This is a genomic window from Acinetobacter genomosp. 33YU (assembly GCF_001990725.1).
In the GTDB taxonomy this organism is placed as follows: domain Bacteria; phylum Pseudomonadota; class Gammaproteobacteria; order Pseudomonadales; family Moraxellaceae; genus Acinetobacter; species Acinetobacter seifertii.
Genome location: NZ_LFZQ01000008.1, coordinates 104,629 through 119,720, shown reverse-complemented (window position 1 = coordinate 119,720; position 15,092 = coordinate 104,629). Strand labels below are relative to the sequence as shown.

Below are 15,092 nucleotides of genomic sequence, written 5' to 3'. Positions count from 1 at the left end.
TTCAGTCCTTGAATTTATTAATCGCACCAAGGGTTAGGCTGTTCATTTAGCCCCATATAAATACTCTTTTGTTGCATGTACGATAAAATGCCCAAACGGCCTTTCTCGCGCCCAATTCCACTGTCTTTAAAGCCACCAAACGGCGCACTAATCGAGAATTTTTTGTAGGTATTAATCCATACCGTTCCCACTTCTAATGCACGTGCAATGCGCCAAGCTTTGCGATAGCTTTCAGTCCAGATGCCTGCGGCAAGACCAAAACAACTGTCATTGGCTTGGGCAATTAAATCTTGCTCGTTGTCATATTTCATAACCACTAAAACAGGGCCAAAAATTTCTTCCTGACAGGTTTGAGCACTGTTGTTTAAGCCCGTGATAATGGTGGGTAAGTAATAACTTCCTTTGGCATAGTCACCAGTCGTAAGTGCCTCACCACCAATCAGAACCTGACCACCTTCACTTTTAGCAAGCTGCACATAGCGGTCAACGGACTGCAAATGTTTGTCATTAACCAGTGGTCCTAAATGCACACCAGCCTGCTCTGGATGGCCCACACGTAAGCCTTTGGTAATTTCAACCAAACGTGTTAAAAACTGATCGTAAAGACTACTATGAATAAACAAGCGAGAACCTGCGATACACGCTTGCCCTGCCGAGCTAAAAATACCGTACGCAACACCTTTAGCAGCCAATTCAACGTCTGCATCCGGCAAAACGATGGTTGGTGACTTACCACCTAACTCAAGCGAAGTAGTAATCAGTTTATCTGCGGCAATATGTGCCAAATGACGACCCGTAGTTGTTCCACCTGTAAAAGAAATTTTACGAACCAATGGATGTTGAGCAATTGCATCACCAATCACAGAACCACGACCAACTAACACACTGAGTAAGCCTTTTGGTAAACCTGCTTCTTCAAAAATTTTGGCAAGCTCTAAAGCAATCAGTGAAGTTGCTTCTGCTGGTTTTAATACTACGGCATTTCCTGCTGCCAAAGCTGGAGCAAGCTTTTGAACTTCACTCGCAATTGGAGAGTTCCAAGGAGTAATGGCTGCTACAACTCCTACAGGTTCATGCACGCTCATGGTCATAAAGTCTGGAGCACGTTGAGTGGTGAGCTCATCGTTCAGCGTTTCACATGCTGCAGCAACATAACGTGCAGTTGCCGCCGCGCTCATCACCAAGCCACGAGTTTCGGTTAAAGGCTTACCATTATCACGTGTTTGTAATTTTGCTAATTCATCTACACGCGCTTCAATAATTTCTGCAACTTTATAGAGAATACGTGCACGCTCATGCGGCAAGCTGTTTCTCCAGCTTGGTTGACGCCAAGCCTGATCTGCTTTCTCAATTGCTTCATTTACATCTTCAAGCGTTGCTGTTGAAAGCTCAGCGTTTACCGACTGATCTGCCGGAAACAGGCTTTGAATGACTGCACCACGGCCTAATCGCCATTCACCTGCAATATAAATTTCCTTTGCCATGATCAAATCCTTCTTAAATCTGTATTGCTTCTACACTGTTGCGACAAGCACGAATCACGCTAAGCGCAGCCAAAGTTGATGTTTTTGGGTTACTTGCTAACGGCACGCCCACCAATTCAATGGTCATTTGCCCAAAGCCACCTTCTGCCACAATAGTGTGTTTGTTTTTGTTGATAGTTGGATCAACAGTTAACTCAACCATGGTTTCGTCCATTCCAAGTCCTGCAAGTGCAATCGTTGCTGCAACATTGGCATTGGCTGGAAATTTGGTCGCAGCTTCACGGGCAGTTCCAGTAAAAAAGACCGTAGCTTCAACAACATGATCTAAATCGACCAATTGCTCTGCATAACTGCCCTTCCAGCTTTTTGGGCTTTTACAGCCTTTATAAGTGACTTTTTGCAAACCACCTTCTTTGGCCGCAGAAATACCGTCAATGCCTGCGATAGCCCCTGCCAGTAAATGCAGATGGGCATCATTTTTTTCGGCAGTTTGTTTAAGCTGAATTAAAAACTCGTTATCAGCCAAAGTACCCACCGAAATCAGACCAATGGTCCAACCTTTCGCTAAAACTTTTTGAGCATGCTCTTTTACTGCTGCTTGACCTGCCACCTCAATGACATAGTCCGGCGTACCATCACATTGCTCAATATCGGAAATTACCTGAATCTCGGAAGAGACTTGTGACTGCACTTTTTCAATGCTGCGAGATGGCACGACAATCCATTTGAGTTGCAGATCTTGAGGCAAGTGGGCATACACTTCTGCTGCCATTGCGCCAAAACCAATCATCATCAACTTTTTCATGACAGCACCTGATATTTATAAATGTTTATTAAAACCACCTGAGACATCTATTGCTGAACCTGTGGTGTAAGATGCCAATGGTGATGCCAAGAAAACTAAAGCACGTGCAGGCTCTTCTGGACGGCCTAAGCGCTGCATAGGAATGCCACGATTTTTTGCGATATTGCCAGTCCACTCTTCCCATGACAGATTTAAATCTGAACGGGTTTCATAACGGCGTTTCCACTGCGCAGATTCGACCATTCCAAGTAAAATCGAGTTCACACGAACGCCATATTGAGTAAACTCATGCGCTAATGAATGGGTTAAATTCAACAGCGCAGCGCGTGCAGATGAAGTCGCAATCATGTGCGGTTCCGGTTGCAATGCCAGTAACGAGTTCACATTGGTAATTGAGGCATTTGCCGACTGTTTTAAGTCATCAAGAAAAGCTCTTACCGGATGTAAAACACTGAAATATTTCAGCTCAATTTCTTTCATCCAGTCTTCATCTTGCGTATTTTCAAAATTTGAAACACGACCTTGCCCAGCATTGTTAATGAGCATGTCCACATTGCCCAAATTGAGTTTGACGTCTTTGGCAAATTGCTGAACTTCTTCTTTTTTCAATACATTGCATGCTTTAGTAAAAATATGGGCATGTGGATATTTTTCTAAAATATAGTGCTTAGAAGCATTTAAACGCTCTTCATCACGACCACACCAAGCAACTTTTGCCCCCTCTGCAACCAGTATCTCAACAGCAGCCAGCCCAATCCCAGATGAGCCACCGGTAACAACTGCAACTTTTCCTTCAACTTGGAAGCTCATAATCCTTAATCTCTCTTACGATTGTTCCTGAATCGTCAACATAATTTGGTTAAATGCTTGCGGTTGGTCGACATAACTTAAATGCCCTGCATCTTCTATGACGAAGCGCTTTTCCAACTGCAATTCCTGAGCAAGCTCTTGTATACCTAACGCAGGAGTGATTTGATCTTGCTGCCCTGCAATGACTGAGCATGGGACTTTTAAATCAGTTAAGTAATTACGTATTTCGTCATATGCGAGTAAGTAGGATGCATGTGTGAAACCCTTTAGGGTCAACTGTTGCATCACCTCTGAAACTAAGGCTAAAGCTTGTGGCTCTTGTTTATAAATCAAATGAGGTCCACGGCTTTCGGCCATGCCTTTAGCACCAAGTTCTTTCAACATTTTTGGTCTTTTTTCAAAAACCTGAATTTGTGTTTGTTCATCGTGGCGCTGGTAACCTTGCGCTAAATTAGCAACAACTAAGTGCTTTACTCGCTGTGGGTAAAGTGCAGCGAATGCACTCGCCTGTAAGGCACCTAATGAGTGTCCAACCACAATTGCTTTTTCAATTTCTAAAACATCGAACAATGCAACCAAACGCTTTACATAATCAGTAGCATCGGGTTGATCAGTTAAAAGTTCATCTGATTTGCCATAGCCCGGTGCGTCCCAGGCAATGACATGAAAATGATGAGACAACACTTCAAGTTGGTTTACCCATGAAGCAGAACCTGAACTAATGCCGTGCAACAGCACAAGGTACTCGCCCTGACCGGCTTCCCGATAAGCTTGCTGCTGACCTTGAGCAGTAATGGTTTTCACTGGAAATTCTGCTAACTTTTCAATGAGTGTCATCATTTTTAACTTTTTCCTTTCATTCACTTCATCAAACAATTAACGTTTGATTTGAGACAATGGATGCTCTGGCGGATAGTTCGGAATGGTTGGTTTACCTGTTCCCAACATCACACACATCAAGGCATCTTCTTGACCTGGGTTAAAAAGACCACGGTAAATACCCGGTGGAATTGAAATTAGGTCACGCTCTTTTAAACGGGTTTCAAATTTTTCGCCGTTGTGCTCAATGAACAAATCAATTTCGCCGCGAAGCATAAAGAAAACTTCTTCAACATCGTGGTGAATGTGCAAAGGACCTTCACACTGTGCAGGCAAAACCATTGTGGAAAATGTGAAGTTTTCTGCTGGAACAGTGTTACCGTCATTTGCAACACCTGTTGCACCCGTACCCATGTAACGCATTTGTGCACGGCGATATTTCGGGTCGTAATCTGCTTGGAACTTCAAAGCATCGAAGTCATATTTACGTGTCTCAAAGCGAGCAATACGTGTGTTTAACCAATCTTCTAAAGAAGCACCCTCTGGTTGTGCCCACGATTCGAATTGTTGTGTAGTCATTTTTTAAACTCCTATACAGTGAATTAATAACGTTTTAAAAGAGGAACCAAGAACAACGATCCAATGACAGCGACAGCAGCCAAGAAGGTAATTCCTAAATTAAAACTATGTGTTTGCATCACGATGTAACCGATAAGAACAGGCGCAATTGCACTTGCAAAATTACCTAAACCGTTAAATATTCCGCCCGCAGTCGCCCCTACATTTGAAGTCGTTACTCTTGCAAGCAGAGCAAATACAGCTGCTACTCCAAAACCCCATGCCATTGCGCTTAAAGACATGGCAGCAATAATCAATAATGGTTGAGTCATAATGACCATCACATACATGAAGATGCCTGCGAGTAATAAACCACTAAAGACTTGAATTGCTCGGCGGCCTAACTTGTCAGATAAAAACGCACCGATGATTTCGCCAATTAACATGGCAATGAATGGAAAGCTTGAATACATCCCAAACTCTTTGAGATTGAATCCTTTGTCTTGCATAAGATAAGAAGGAACCCAGCTGTTTAAGCCCCATAAATAAGTCATTAATGCAATGTTAAAGAGGCAAACCAGCCAGAACGCGCTGTTGCTGAGCAACAATTTAGTATTGGCAATGTGGCCTTTGAAATTGGTACGTTTACTCTCGCCCTCAATTTCGACAGTTTTCTTGAGCTGTAAGTTACGCAAACCAAAAACAATACTGAAAATGGCAATTAGGGTTAGCGCAGCCATCACAAAAAAAGTGGTGTGCCAGTCGTGGTGAGCTAAAACATTTGCAGTGATCGGGAAACCAAGGAATGCACCAATCGGTGTACCCAGTAAGAACATAGTAGAAGCACGTGCCTGCTGACGGTCTGTATAAGTCTGCTTAACAATGGTATACGCCAAGGCAAATAACGGACCTTCTGCCAAACCAAGCAGTACACGTAAAATCAACATGCCTGAATAACTGGTGGTGAAGCCCATGCAAAACATGAGTAAACCCCAAGAGGTCACGCTCCAGAACAGCATTTTCTTTGGGTTAAAAATGTCACCCAAGAAGCTTAGAAAGACCGATGAAAAGCCATAAGCAAGCAAGAAACTTGTCATGAGCCATCCGAGCTTGGCCTTATCTTCAGCAATTCCCATTGCAGTTTGAAAATGAGGATCTGAAAATAAAACCGCAATACTAATCTTGTCGAAAAATGCCAGTACCACACACACCATAAGGACAAAAGCAGGCACCCAATGCTTCAATCCACTTTTTTCTTCATTACTCATGCGTCATTCCTTCGATTTGGTAATGAGAACCAGATTTAATGCTTACGGTTTTAACTTCATGACATTAAATTCGGCATCTGCTAATAATTTTGGATCTAAAACGGTGTTGGCTTGCATCCAACGTTTTGCCAGTTTGATCAGCTTTGAATCATTAATGGCAATCATATTCAGCAAACGATTTTCATGGTCGAGATATAAATAACTCACCTGATCCTCACCACCTTGGCGAATCACTACTTCTTTAGTTCTATCTGGTTGATACGTACCTAAAATCTGAATATTGAAGTGGTACTGATCAGACCAGAGCCATGGAATATCTGTATATTCAGTATCAATTCCGAGCATTGATTTTGCTGCTGCAATCGCCTGATTTTGTGCATTTGCCCAAGACTGAATGCAATAACCCAAGCTCGGATGAATTGCGACATCACCTGCGGCATAAATGTTTTGATCTGAGGTTTGCCCAAAACCATTCACCACAATGCCATCTTTGACATCGAGACCAGCGTGCACACCTAACTCTTTGGCAATTTCAGCACCAGCACCTACCACAACACAGTCAAATAACTGGCTATGTTGAGGATGATTTACCACTTCAACTTTGCGATCTGGTGCTTCAACCAAATGAAGGCTTTTGCTGTCTAAATGAATTTTTGTGCCTTGTGTTTCATGCATATTTTTTAAAAATGCAGAAACTTCAGGACTCACACTTCTTGCACATAAACGGTCGCCATATTCAAAAACATGTACCTCTTTACCTTGCTTACGTGCAGTTGCAGCAATTTCTAAACCAATCCAGCCGCCGCCAATCACAGCGACATTTTTTGCATTCTTTAAAATTTCAGCCAAACGTTCACAGTCATGCACATTACGTAGGGTCACAACATTTGGAATAAACTGCCATGTATTGACGGGTACACGTGCACGGCTTCCAGTTGCAATCAACAATTTGTCATACGGTAAAACTTGGCCACTTTCTAAATGAACCTGTTTTTGCTCACGATCGACTTTTGTCGCAATTTCTGGTTTATGCCATTGAACGTTGAACTCTTGAACCTGTTCAGGTGAGAACAGATTCAAACTTTCATAAGTAGCTTCTTTTGAAAGTACTTGCTTAGACAGTGGTGGACGCTCGTAAAACACTTGGTCTTCATTTGAAACCACGTGAATTTCGCCCGCATAACCATTTTGGCGTAAGGTACTTACTGCCCAACCCGCTGCCTGTCCGGCACCTACAATTACGATCTTTTCCATAGCCATCTTCCTTGTTCAGCCATACCTGTTAAACAGGCTTCACCTGACGGCGGGTTGTGTCATCAAGACCACCTTCAATCGCCCATTCGGTGAAAAGCTCTAGACGATGCTCTTCTACACGTGGCTGCCATTCTTCTGTCAAATAATCATCGTTGGTGTAATATTCAAATGCACCACCCAATGGTGAGTTGACGTACCAGAAATAAGCAGAGGAAATTGGGTGACGTCCCGGTCCAATAAAGGTTGACCATTCCGAACGATTCATATTTAAACCGCCCCCAATCACCTCATGGATATCACGTACTACAAACGCAACGTGATTTAAGCCAGCAGGTTTATTTGGAACACTCAGCAAGAATAAATCATGGTGATAACCTTCACCGCGGCAACGTAAGAATGCACCGCGATTTTTATAGGCATCCGATAAATGAAAGCCTACTTTTTCAATATAGAAATTTTCGGTTGTTGCCAAATCTCGTGTAAAGAACACCACGTGTCCAATCGCAACAGGCTGACCTTTTTCATAGACAGGACTTGCTGCATTAACACGTTGAATGTTGCCGTATTGGTTAATACCTTCCGTTTTGAGTTCAGAGACATCTTTAACAAAACTTTGTTCAAAACGAATCGTCATGCCATTTGGGTCAAGACACTGAACTGTATGTTCAGAACGTTTAAAACCCTCTACATCGGCCAAACGAGCTGCCAAGTCTTCAAGGTCTTGAGAATTATCAACACCCCAAGTGACTTCACGTAAAGTTGAGCCTTGTTCAATCGCAGGTGGCAAACGATCATCATCACAATTAAATAGATAAATCTTGCTGCCATTTTGAGTTTGGTATAAATCTGTACCTTCAATATCCGAAGTACTTTGGCTTAAACCAAAATCTGCTAGAAACTTGTTTGAAGCGGCTCTATCCTCAACTCCAAACTTTAAAATCTCGATCCCTGTAATCATTTGACTACTCCTTAGTTAAAGACAAAACCGCCATTGACCGGAATATTTTGACCTGTCACAAAAGAGGACAAATCCGACAGTAGATACAATGCTGTTCCATTTAAATCTTGTGGAAGTTGCTGACGTTGAATCGCTCTTCCATTAACATATAAATCGTGACGTTCTTGAGGCACATACTCGGTTGCTTCAACCAGAGTAAGTCCCGGTGACAATGTGTTGACACAGATATTAGATTGTCCCAACTCTCTTGCCATTGAACGCGTCATGGCAACAATTGCACCTTTACTCGCAACATAAGCCATTAGGTTCGGTGCGCCCCAAAGTGCTGTATCAGAAGCAACATTAATGATCTTGCCTGCAGCCGATTGCTTTAAATGGGGAACACATGCCTTACTAATGAGCCATGTGCCTTTCACATTAATATTCATGACCCGATCCCAAAGTTCAGGATCGTAATCAATCATATTTTTTCCACCAACATTGGTTGCCAGTGCCGCGCAGTTCACAAGGCCATCTAGTCCTTGGAGTACATCAACACTTTTTGCAACCGCATTTTCAATAGAGTCTGCATTGGCAAGGTCAACGGTAACAGCATGAACATTCAGTCCTTGTTTTTGCAAAGCTTGTGCTTCTTGTTGCACCAAGTCAGATAAAATATCTGCCATTACAACCTCAGCACCAGCCTCGGCAATCGCTTGCGCGAAATCTCGGCCTAAACCACGTGCAGCACCAGTCACTAAAACTTTTTTGCCTTGCAACAACGCTACATTAGCCATGAGCTTCTTCCTGCATCTCAATACGGTTTGATGCATTTAGCGCAGCAATTTTCTTTAATTGCTTTTCAGCTTCTTTTTTCATTAGACGACGTAAACGAGCAAGGCCAACATCGTGTTGATAGAGGAATTCTTGTTCACGTGCATTTGGTGCAAGATTTTCTAAAATAATTCGGTCTTGTTCCAATACATCCCAATGCAACTGCTCTAAATGATTGCGATACAAGAAGCGCCATACATTACGTTGCCAGCCACTCACCTTACGGCAGCGCCAGAAAAATACGCGGGTATTGTTAGCATCAATTGGCGTTGCATAGCCCACGATCCAGAACTCACCACCTGGGCCAAATTGTTTGCGGTATGGAATTGACAGACGTAACCAGCTCGCACCTGTTGAACCATATTCAACCCAATCGAAGTTCACACCTAATTGACCTTCTTTTTCAAAAATAAAACCATTATCGGTGGTGCGATGTTTCATCTCTGCGGTACGATCACCATCTGCCATCGAGTGCGATGTCGCATGTAAATAACTACCATGCATTGGGTCCATCACGTTATCAATCGCGTATTGATGGTTTACTTTCCAGTCTGCTTGGCAAAGGAAGGCACTCCACTCTTCACTGGCAAGTTGTTCTGGGAACTCAAGCGGCGCTGGTTGTTCATTTGCATCAATACCAAACCAAATAAAGATTGCACCATGCTGCTCAATTACTGGATAGCTCTTTAAGCATTTAGTTCCAGTCATTGGACATTCATGAACTGCTGGCACATCGGCAACCACACCATCAGCACGAACTTCAACACCGTGATACCAACAAGCAACTCGGTCACCCAAGTTCCAACCGAGGGAAAGACGAGCGCCGCGATGCGGACAGCGATCTTCAAGTGCATGAACCTGCCCTTCAGCATCACGCCAAACCACAATGTTTTCGCCTAAACGGGTAATTCCGACTGGATTAGCAGCGACTTCCCAACTTGCCAAAACCGGATGCCATTGGTCACGTAAACCAAGTTCTAAATATTCTTCAGCACTTTGTGAAGTTGATACGATTGCGTTCATTTTATTCTTCCCTGAATCAATAACCTAAACGTTGCATTTCTTCTGTAAAGCTTGCAGAAGTCCATTCATCACCAGATTCACAGCGGAAACCCTGTTGATTAAGTGCAGAAACAACATCATCTAGCGCTGTTGCACCCGCAGAAAATGCTTGAATCAAGTTCTTTACAAAATCTTGCTCGTAGAGAGTCGGTTCTTTATAACGTGTCTGCCAAACCAACAATTCAGATTGACCAGGAATTTGAATATTGTTGATACCTGCTTCGGTTGCTGGCGTTGCATGAATCCAGCTTGCTAACTTTTCATTAAATGTCTTCATTGTTCTGCTTCCTTGTACATGTGAGGACTAGAGTTGAATTTGAATATCCTGTCCTTCAACACGAACTGGGTACGTACATAGGTTTCTACACCCGGGCCCACTTTTTAGCTCACCTGTCTGAATGTCAAAAATTGCTTCGTGCAATGGACATTCAACAGTTTGATCTTCGATAAATCCTTCGGTTAATAAGGCATACGCATGAGGGCAAACATTTTCGATAGCGAAGTAATTTTCATCGACAAAAAATACGCCAATTTTTTTTCCTTCAACTTCGATAGCCTTCGGCTCATCTTCGCTAACGTCACCCTGCTGACAAACTGAGATCCAACTCATACTTTGCGTCCTCATTTTGTTTTATATACAAAACTTAATTTCATTTTCAAAACACAAGCAAAGAATAATACTCTTGGTTAATTTTTGTCAAAGTAAAAATAATGATAAAAATCATTATATTAATTAATTTTAAATAATTTGTTACGTTTCAAAAAGAAAACTTTGTTTTAAATATAAAAAATGTTTTATGCGATCTTTATAATTACAATAGTTCTAAAATAAAGCATAATGCCCCAATTCGAACCCTTTTTTATTTATAGGAAAACAACACAAATGAGCCTAGAGATTGAAGAAGATTTGCAAGAATCAGAAACGACAAAAAATGATGATCGATATTTAGTACCAGGGCTTGTGCGTGGTTTAGCCATCTTGCAAGCATTTAATCAACAAGCACAAGAAATGACGATTACAGAAATTGCCGAAATTTTGGAAGTGAACCGTTCTAGTGCATTTCGTCTTATTTATACACTCGAAGCTTGTGGCTACTTAAGGAAAGCATCCCAAAAAACTTATGCGCTTGACTCAAAAGTTATGGAGCTTGGTTTTAACAGTTTATCGAAGCTTTCATTACTCGACTTATCCACTCCTTTAATGAAAGAACTACGTGATCAGACCAAACTGGCAGTACATCTGACTGTTTTGGAAGGCACACATATTGTTTTTGTAAATAATGTTCAATCAATGGGTACTTTTACCAGCAATATTAGCTTAGGTACTCGCTGGCCAGCCCATGCTACCGTTATTGGTCAAATGTTATTGTCGGATTTACCAGAGGCAGAAGTACGACAACGCTATCGTAATTTCAATGAGTGGGACAGTTTCTCAGAACTTACCCCAACTAACTTGAAAGCACTCTTACAAAAACTAAATTATGTAAAAACCCAAAAATCGATGGTGAGCTGGGGTCATTACAATCATGATATGGCTGCTTGTGGTGCTCCTATTTTCAAACAATCTAATGGAAAAATGGTAGCAGTCCTTTCGGTGAGCTGCCCAATTACCACTTATGATGAAAAAACCTTTAAAGAAGATATCGCCGCTCTGGTCATCGCAACAGCAGATAAAATTTCAAAATTTATCTATTAAAAAAAAGCGACGTTAAGTCGCTTTTTTTATGCTTATATTTCATTAATTAAAAATTAAGCTTAAAAATCTCACCATTCATATCCTGAAAACACAGTGTTGAATAATTTTCTTTAATATCAAATTTTAAATACTGCTGTTTAAACTGCACCACTGCATAAAACTCTTGGGCTCCATCATCTAAACCTGTCGCAGAGACCCGAGTACCTTGTGGAAAATCTTTGAGCCATGCAGCCTTATAGAAATCTGACACCGAATTAAAATCTATATATTTTGTGGGTTCAGCCATAATTTTTTGGGCCACTGCATCAAACTGTTGCTGTTTATATATGACTAAATTCAGGATCATGGTTATTCTTAAAAGTTAATTACTAGCAGTCATCAATAGAGTGCGTATAGTAGTGCAATTTTCCATTGCGGAAGTGAAAGTCTAGACTATCATTACTACCTTCCCAAGGTTGTAAAGAATAAACATGTTTTTTAGTCATATAGATCTGTTCCCCAAAAAATTTTTTGAACTCATTCTCGGTAGTTAAATGATTAAATAATCGGGGACCATACTTTAGACCATTTTGCTGACTTACATATACCTTATCTAAAGAACCCGTAGAGAGTACCACTCCATCGTCATATACCCATTGATCTGGGAAATAACCACCATTGCATTCATCAGCCTCACCTTTAATAACCTGCTTTGGCTTTTTCAGGTTATTTAATGGAATATTAAAACTGTTTAATACTTTACCATGCCATAAAGGTTTAATATTTACTTGTGCATAAGAGGTTGTTGCTACTAAAAAGCCAATACAAAATAAAAATATATGAGTTAAATTTTTCATAAAAATCCAGAAATTAATGATTTAAAAGTTTTGCGCCTTAGTCTTATTAATAATCAAACCTTTTTGTTTGTCTTTCATAATGATTAAGGGAGATCCAACTTTTTTAGTTTTGGTATTATCCAAATATTTTTTCTTCTGTAAATAAATCTGGTTGTCTTTAATAACACTATCTATAGAGACTTCATCATCAGTATAATAACTAATATCTTGTGTATAAATATTTGACCAATTCGCTATCCAAAAAATAATGAAATTTCCGCCACGCTCTTGATAGTTGTCTATTGCAAAGGTTTCAGAATCAATTTTATGTATAGTCTGACCAGCTATTGAGGATATATCCTGAGTTTTCGATTTAAAATAATAGGTTTTATTTTTATCTAAATGAATAGCAAATACATTATAGCCTAGCGCATCAGCTATATCAGGCTTAAAGCAAGAATAGCTTTGTATTTTTATCTGTGCCGTCTGTATAACTAATTTATTATTTTCAACAGGTTCATCTTTCTGACATGAATCAGGTAGTTTACTGAGCTGGTTTAAAGGAATAGCGTTAATCTGAGCATTTGCATAACCAGAAAAAAGAAATAAACAAAATAAAAGTTTTTTTAAAGTATGAGTCATCAAATAATTTCCAAACAGGATTATTGTTTTAATATTTTCTCATACATTAAATAGTTTTTTTCAGATCTATATGATCAACCTGCTTTCTTTTAACCTTTTCCCATTGATACCAACCATAAGCTGCCATTAACACAAAGGCTGCATATAAGGCTGAAGTTAAAAATAGATCTTTATAAATAAACATACCCACATAAATAATGTCGACAAATACCCAAAGTATCCAAGTCGCAATATGTTTTCGGCTGGTCCAATAAGTTGCAAGCAAACTAAATGCTGCAAGCTGTGAGTCGAGCATAGGCACTGCTGCATCGGTAAAATTTTTAAGTATCAAACCAAATAGTAAGCCACCTATCGCAGCAATGATCATTTGAATAATAGCGGTTTGAACTGCGATAGGTTCAATTCGGATGTCGTGATCTTGCTGCTTTCCTTTGAGCCAATAGTAAAAACCATAAAAATTTACAGCCATAAAAAAGAACTGCAAAATCGTTTCACCGTAAAGCTTAAATTCGTAAAACAAATAGGCGTATAGAACAAAGGCAAAGAAATTAAACAGCCAGCACCACATATTGCGAATTACAGTTAATCCGACTCCAATGAGACTAATAAAGACCGCAAAGATTTCTAGAGGTGACATAAGAGCAGCTGCTTATTGAGATCAATTTGACGAGGTATTATGAGAAAAATATGGGGCTAAGCAAACAACTAATTTAACGTATTCAAAAAATCTATATTCCACGCTTGAATCTAATTTGTACTTTTCTATTTATATGTTATAAAAATATCAGCTATATTTTTAATATACTTATCATGTTTTTATCTAAAGCCCATTATTGTCTAGCGCGTCAATTCCACGCCTCAGAGATGATGCTCTGTGTGGTCAATTGCCGACGTCCCTATTTTGGACAATTTGGCGCTTTGAATAAAAAAATCAAGAAGTTACTTACATAATATTTTCTCTGATTTTTCTTAAAAGGCCGCCATAAAACGCGGCTTTTTTTATGTCCGTTCATCCTACAAAATATCACTGGAGCTCTATATGAAGCCTTTATTTGAACAACAGAGTACATCCAGCCCGCAGATTCAGCCGGCTGTAGCATTACATTCATCTCCGACTCGACTCGCTACAGCCGGCCAATTTATTGCGGTCATTGTTATTTGGTCGCTTACACCACTCGCCGCCGTCTGGACAGTACAAGAACTTCACTGGGCATGGGGATTATTCCTTCGCTTTAGTATCGCTATTCCGATTGCTTTACTGTGTCTAAAATTTTTCCGTTTAAAACTGATCTTTAGTAAAAAAGCAATTTTAAGCTACTGTGCAGGAGCCATTGGTTTATTTGGTTCCATGGCTTTTTGCTATATGGGTGCAGATAAAGTTCCTTCGGCCATTATTTCAATTATTTATGGTGCCTCTCCTTTAGTATCTGGGCTTGTCAGTTCTTTTGTATTAGGGCGTGAGCGTTTTTCATCATGGCAGTGGCTTGGTCTCGGTATTGCGCTTGTCGGGATGAGTTTTACATTAGGGCTATCTTCATCAGGTTTTCAGCTCAACAGTATTGGTATTATGCTAGAGCTAATCGCTATGCTGTTTTATGTATTGTCGACTTTTGCCGTAAAATCTGTCGGAGCGCATATTCACCCCATTATACAAATGACGGGTTCTAGCCTTGTCTCGTGGGTAGGTTACGCATGCTTGTTGCCTTTCTTCTGGTCACATCTTCCAACTGAATTTCCAAGTCTGAAAATTTCACTCGCGGTCTTCTATAGTGCTGTCTTTTCTTCTGTACTTGCCATGATTTTTTATTATCAGCTCATTAAGGTACTACAGCCGACGACGGTACTACTTATTACAATTATCACCCCTGTTTTAGCCACTTTTTGGGGAACGTGGTTCAACCATGAACAACTTAGCTCACATCTTGTTTTAGGTTTAATCATGTTATGTCTAGGGCTATTGATGTATTCAAGGCGTTCTGCATAAACTTGCTCAACCTGACACATCTATGCGTCAGGTTGACTTTTGACGAGTATTGACAGCATGCTTTTATTTTCACTTACCAACTCATCAACAAATTGTATTTGATCGTTTTTAAATGATTGTTTAA

General features: G+C 40.4%; 18 protein-coding genes. 2 read left to right on the top strand and 16 right to left on the bottom strand.

Features of this window, described 5'->3' with window-relative positions; all coding sequences use genetic code 11:
• Positions 1-17: 17 nt before the first annotated feature.
• Genes AC056_RS09860 through AC056_RS09805 form a run of 12 tightly spaced genes read right to left on the bottom strand, consistent with a single transcriptional unit; the run spans position 18 to position 10,441 of the window.
• Positions 18-1,484 (bottom strand): aldehyde dehydrogenase, encoded by a 1,467-nt coding sequence (locus AC056_RS09860; protein ID WP_077163522.1) that lies wholly within the window; start codon positions 1,482-1,484, stop codon positions 18-20.
• A gap of 13 nt (positions 1,485-1,497) precedes the next feature.
• A complete protein-coding gene (locus AC056_RS09855; RefSeq protein WP_077163521.1) occupies positions 1,498-2,289 on the bottom strand; it encodes an aspartate dehydrogenase in 792 nt (263 codons plus the stop codon).
• A 15-nt stretch (positions 2,290-2,304) separates the two neighbouring features.
• Positions 2,305-3,099 carry an SDR family oxidoreductase gene (locus AC056_RS09850; RefSeq protein ID WP_077163520.1) on the bottom strand — a complete coding sequence of 265 codons (795 nt, stop codon included), beginning with the start codon at positions 3,097-3,099 and terminating at the stop codon, positions 2,305-2,307.
• 15 nt (positions 3,100-3,114) lie between these two features.
• Complete coding sequence (locus tag AC056_RS09845; protein ID WP_077163519.1) at positions 3,115-3,939, bottom strand: alpha/beta fold hydrolase; 825 nt, start codon at positions 3,937-3,939, stop codon at positions 3,115-3,117.
• Between the two features lie 36 nt (positions 3,940-3,975).
• Entirely contained in the window at positions 3,976-4,497 is a 522-nt protein-coding gene (locus AC056_RS09840) for a cupin domain-containing protein (RefSeq protein WP_019456955.1), read from the bottom strand.
• A gap of 23 nt (positions 4,498-4,520) precedes the next feature.
• Entirely contained in the window at positions 4,521-5,744 is a 1,224-nt protein-coding gene (locus tag AC056_RS09835; RefSeq protein ID WP_077163518.1) for an MFS transporter, read from the bottom strand.
• Positions 5,745-5,786: 42 nt separating this feature from the next.
• Entirely contained in the window at positions 5,787-6,998 is a 1,212-nt protein-coding gene (locus AC056_RS09830; RefSeq protein ID WP_077163517.1) for an NAD(P)/FAD-dependent oxidoreductase, read from the bottom strand.
• A gap of 28 nt (positions 6,999-7,026) precedes the next feature.
• Positions 7,027-7,956 carry a VOC family protein gene (locus AC056_RS09825; RefSeq protein ID WP_077163516.1) on the bottom strand — a complete coding sequence of 310 codons (930 nt, stop codon included), beginning with the start codon at positions 7,954-7,956 and terminating at the stop codon, positions 7,027-7,029.
• A gap of 11 nt (positions 7,957-7,967) precedes the next feature.
• Positions 7,968-8,732: an SDR family oxidoreductase gene (locus tag AC056_RS09820; RefSeq protein ID WP_049065225.1), complete on the bottom strand. Its 765-nt coding sequence runs from the start codon at positions 8,730-8,732 to the stop codon at positions 7,968-7,970.
• A complete protein-coding gene (locus tag AC056_RS09815) occupies positions 8,725-9,792 on the bottom strand; it encodes an aromatic ring-hydroxylating oxygenase subunit alpha (protein WP_077163515.1) in 1,068 nt (355 codons plus the stop codon). The genes AC056_RS09820 and AC056_RS09815 overlap by 8 nt, the downstream gene beginning before the upstream one ends.
• 16 nt (positions 9,793-9,808) lie before the next feature.
• The gene (locus AC056_RS09810; RefSeq protein WP_019456951.1) at positions 9,809-10,108 is read right to left on the bottom strand and encodes a recombinase-like helix-turn-helix domain-containing protein; all 300 of its coding nucleotides are present in this window, start codon (positions 10,106-10,108) and stop codon (positions 9,809-9,811) included.
• A gap of 27 nt (positions 10,109-10,135) precedes the next feature.
• On the bottom strand, positions 10,136-10,441 hold the full coding sequence (locus AC056_RS09805; RefSeq protein ID WP_000118513.1) for a non-heme iron oxygenase ferredoxin subunit: 306 nt from the start codon (positions 10,439-10,441) through the stop codon (positions 10,136-10,138).
• 273 nt (positions 10,442-10,714) lie between these two features.
• Here AC056_RS09805 and AC056_RS09800 point away from each other — a divergent pair, with 273 nt between their 5' ends.
• Positions 10,715-11,527, top strand: a complete 813-nt coding sequence (locus AC056_RS09800) for an IclR family transcriptional regulator (RefSeq protein WP_004703172.1) — start codon at positions 10,715-10,717, stop codon at positions 11,525-11,527.
• A gap of 46 nt (positions 11,528-11,573) precedes the next feature.
• Here AC056_RS09800 and AC056_RS09795 read toward each other — a convergent pair whose 3' ends face one another.
• From AC056_RS09795 to pnuC, 4 genes are read right to left on the bottom strand one after another with little or no spacing between them, the layout of a single operon-like run.
• Complete coding sequence (locus tag AC056_RS09795) at positions 11,574-11,873, bottom strand: hypothetical protein (RefSeq protein ID WP_077163514.1); 300 nt, start codon at positions 11,871-11,873, stop codon at positions 11,574-11,576.
• 22 nt (positions 11,874-11,895) lie between these two features.
• Positions 11,896-12,363: a hypothetical protein gene (locus tag AC056_RS09790; RefSeq protein ID WP_077163513.1), complete on the bottom strand. Its 468-nt coding sequence runs from the start codon at positions 12,361-12,363 to the stop codon at positions 11,896-11,898.
• Between the two features lie 21 nt (positions 12,364-12,384).
• The gene (locus AC056_RS09785; protein WP_077163512.1) at positions 12,385-12,984 is read right to left on the bottom strand and encodes a hypothetical protein; all 600 of its coding nucleotides are present in this window, start codon (positions 12,982-12,984) and stop codon (positions 12,385-12,387) included.
• Between the two features lie 46 nt (positions 12,985-13,030).
• Positions 13,031-13,621 (bottom strand): nicotinamide riboside transporter PnuC, encoded by a 591-nt coding sequence (pnuC, locus tag AC056_RS09780; RefSeq protein ID WP_077163511.1) that lies wholly within the window; start codon positions 13,619-13,621, stop codon positions 13,031-13,033.
• Positions 13,622-14,023: 402 nt separating this feature from the next.
• Between pnuC and AC056_RS09775 the strand changes: the two genes are divergently transcribed.
• Positions 14,024-14,968 carry a DMT family transporter gene (locus AC056_RS09775; RefSeq protein WP_077163510.1) on the top strand — a complete coding sequence of 315 codons (945 nt, stop codon included), beginning with the start codon at positions 14,024-14,026 and terminating at the stop codon, positions 14,966-14,968.
• Positions 14,969-15,092: the final 124 nt, after the last annotated feature.

What these genes read in the sequence shown, in the direction of transcription:
- AC056_RS09830 (WP_077163517.1), bottom strand. Translation starts at nt 6,998, where the DNA reads ATGGAAAAGATCGTAATTGTAGGTGCCGGACAGGCAGCGGGTTGGGCA.
- AC056_RS09850 (WP_077163520.1), bottom strand. Translation starts at nt 3,099, where the DNA reads ATGAGCTTCCAAGTTGAAGGAAAAGTTGCAGTTGTTACCGGTGGCTCA.
- AC056_RS09840 (WP_019456955.1), bottom strand. Translation starts at nt 4,497, where the DNA reads ATGACTACACAACAATTCGAATCGTGGGCACAACCAGAGGGTGCTTCT.
- AC056_RS09825 (WP_077163516.1), bottom strand. Translation starts at nt 7,956, where the DNA reads ATGATTACAGGGATCGAGATTTTAAAGTTTGGAGTTGAGGATAGAGCC.
- AC056_RS09805 (WP_000118513.1), bottom strand. Translation starts at nt 10,441, where the DNA reads ATGAGTTGGATCTCAGTTTGTCAGCAGGGTGACGTTAGCGAAGATGAG.
- AC056_RS09810 (WP_019456951.1), bottom strand. Translation starts at nt 10,108, where the DNA reads ATGAAGACATTTAATGAAAAGTTAGCAAGCTGGATTCATGCAACGCCA.
- AC056_RS09795 (WP_077163514.1), bottom strand. Translation starts at nt 11,873, where the DNA reads ATGATCCTGAATTTAGTCATATATAAACAGCAACAGTTTGATGCAGTG.
- AC056_RS09855 (WP_077163521.1), bottom strand. Translation starts at nt 2,289, where the DNA reads ATGAAAAAGTTGATGATGATTGGTTTTGGCGCAATGGCAGCAGAAGTG.
- pnuC (WP_077163511.1), bottom strand. Translation starts at nt 13,621, where the DNA reads ATGTCACCTCTAGAAATCTTTGCGGTCTTTATTAGTCTCATTGGAGTC.
- AC056_RS09835 (WP_077163518.1), bottom strand. Translation starts at nt 5,744, where the DNA reads ATGAGTAATGAAGAAAAAAGTGGATTGAAGCATTGGGTGCCTGCTTTT.
- AC056_RS09860 (WP_077163522.1), bottom strand. Translation starts at nt 1,484, where the DNA reads ATGGCAAAGGAAATTTATATTGCAGGTGAATGGCGATTAGGCCGTGGT.
- AC056_RS09815 (WP_077163515.1), bottom strand. Translation starts at nt 9,792, where the DNA reads ATGAACGCAATCGTATCAACTTCACAAAGTGCTGAAGAATATTTAGAA.
- AC056_RS09820 (WP_049065225.1), bottom strand. Translation starts at nt 8,732, where the DNA reads ATGGCTAATGTAGCGTTGTTGCAAGGCAAAAAAGTTTTAGTGACTGGT.
- AC056_RS09800 (WP_004703172.1), top strand. Translation starts at nt 10,715, where the DNA reads ATGAGCCTAGAGATTGAAGAAGATTTGCAAGAATCAGAAACGACAAAA.
- AC056_RS09775 (WP_077163510.1), top strand. Translation starts at nt 14,024, where the DNA reads ATGAAGCCTTTATTTGAACAACAGAGTACATCCAGCCCGCAGATTCAG.
- AC056_RS09845 (WP_077163519.1), bottom strand. Translation starts at nt 3,939, where the DNA reads ATGATGACACTCATTGAAAAGTTAGCAGAATTTCCAGTGAAAACCATT.
- AC056_RS09785 (WP_077163512.1), bottom strand. Translation starts at nt 12,984, where the DNA reads ATGACTCATACTTTAAAAAAACTTTTATTTTGTTTATTTCTTTTTTCT.
- AC056_RS09790 (WP_077163513.1), bottom strand. Translation starts at nt 12,363, where the DNA reads ATGAAAAATTTAACTCATATATTTTTATTTTGTATTGGCTTTTTAGTA.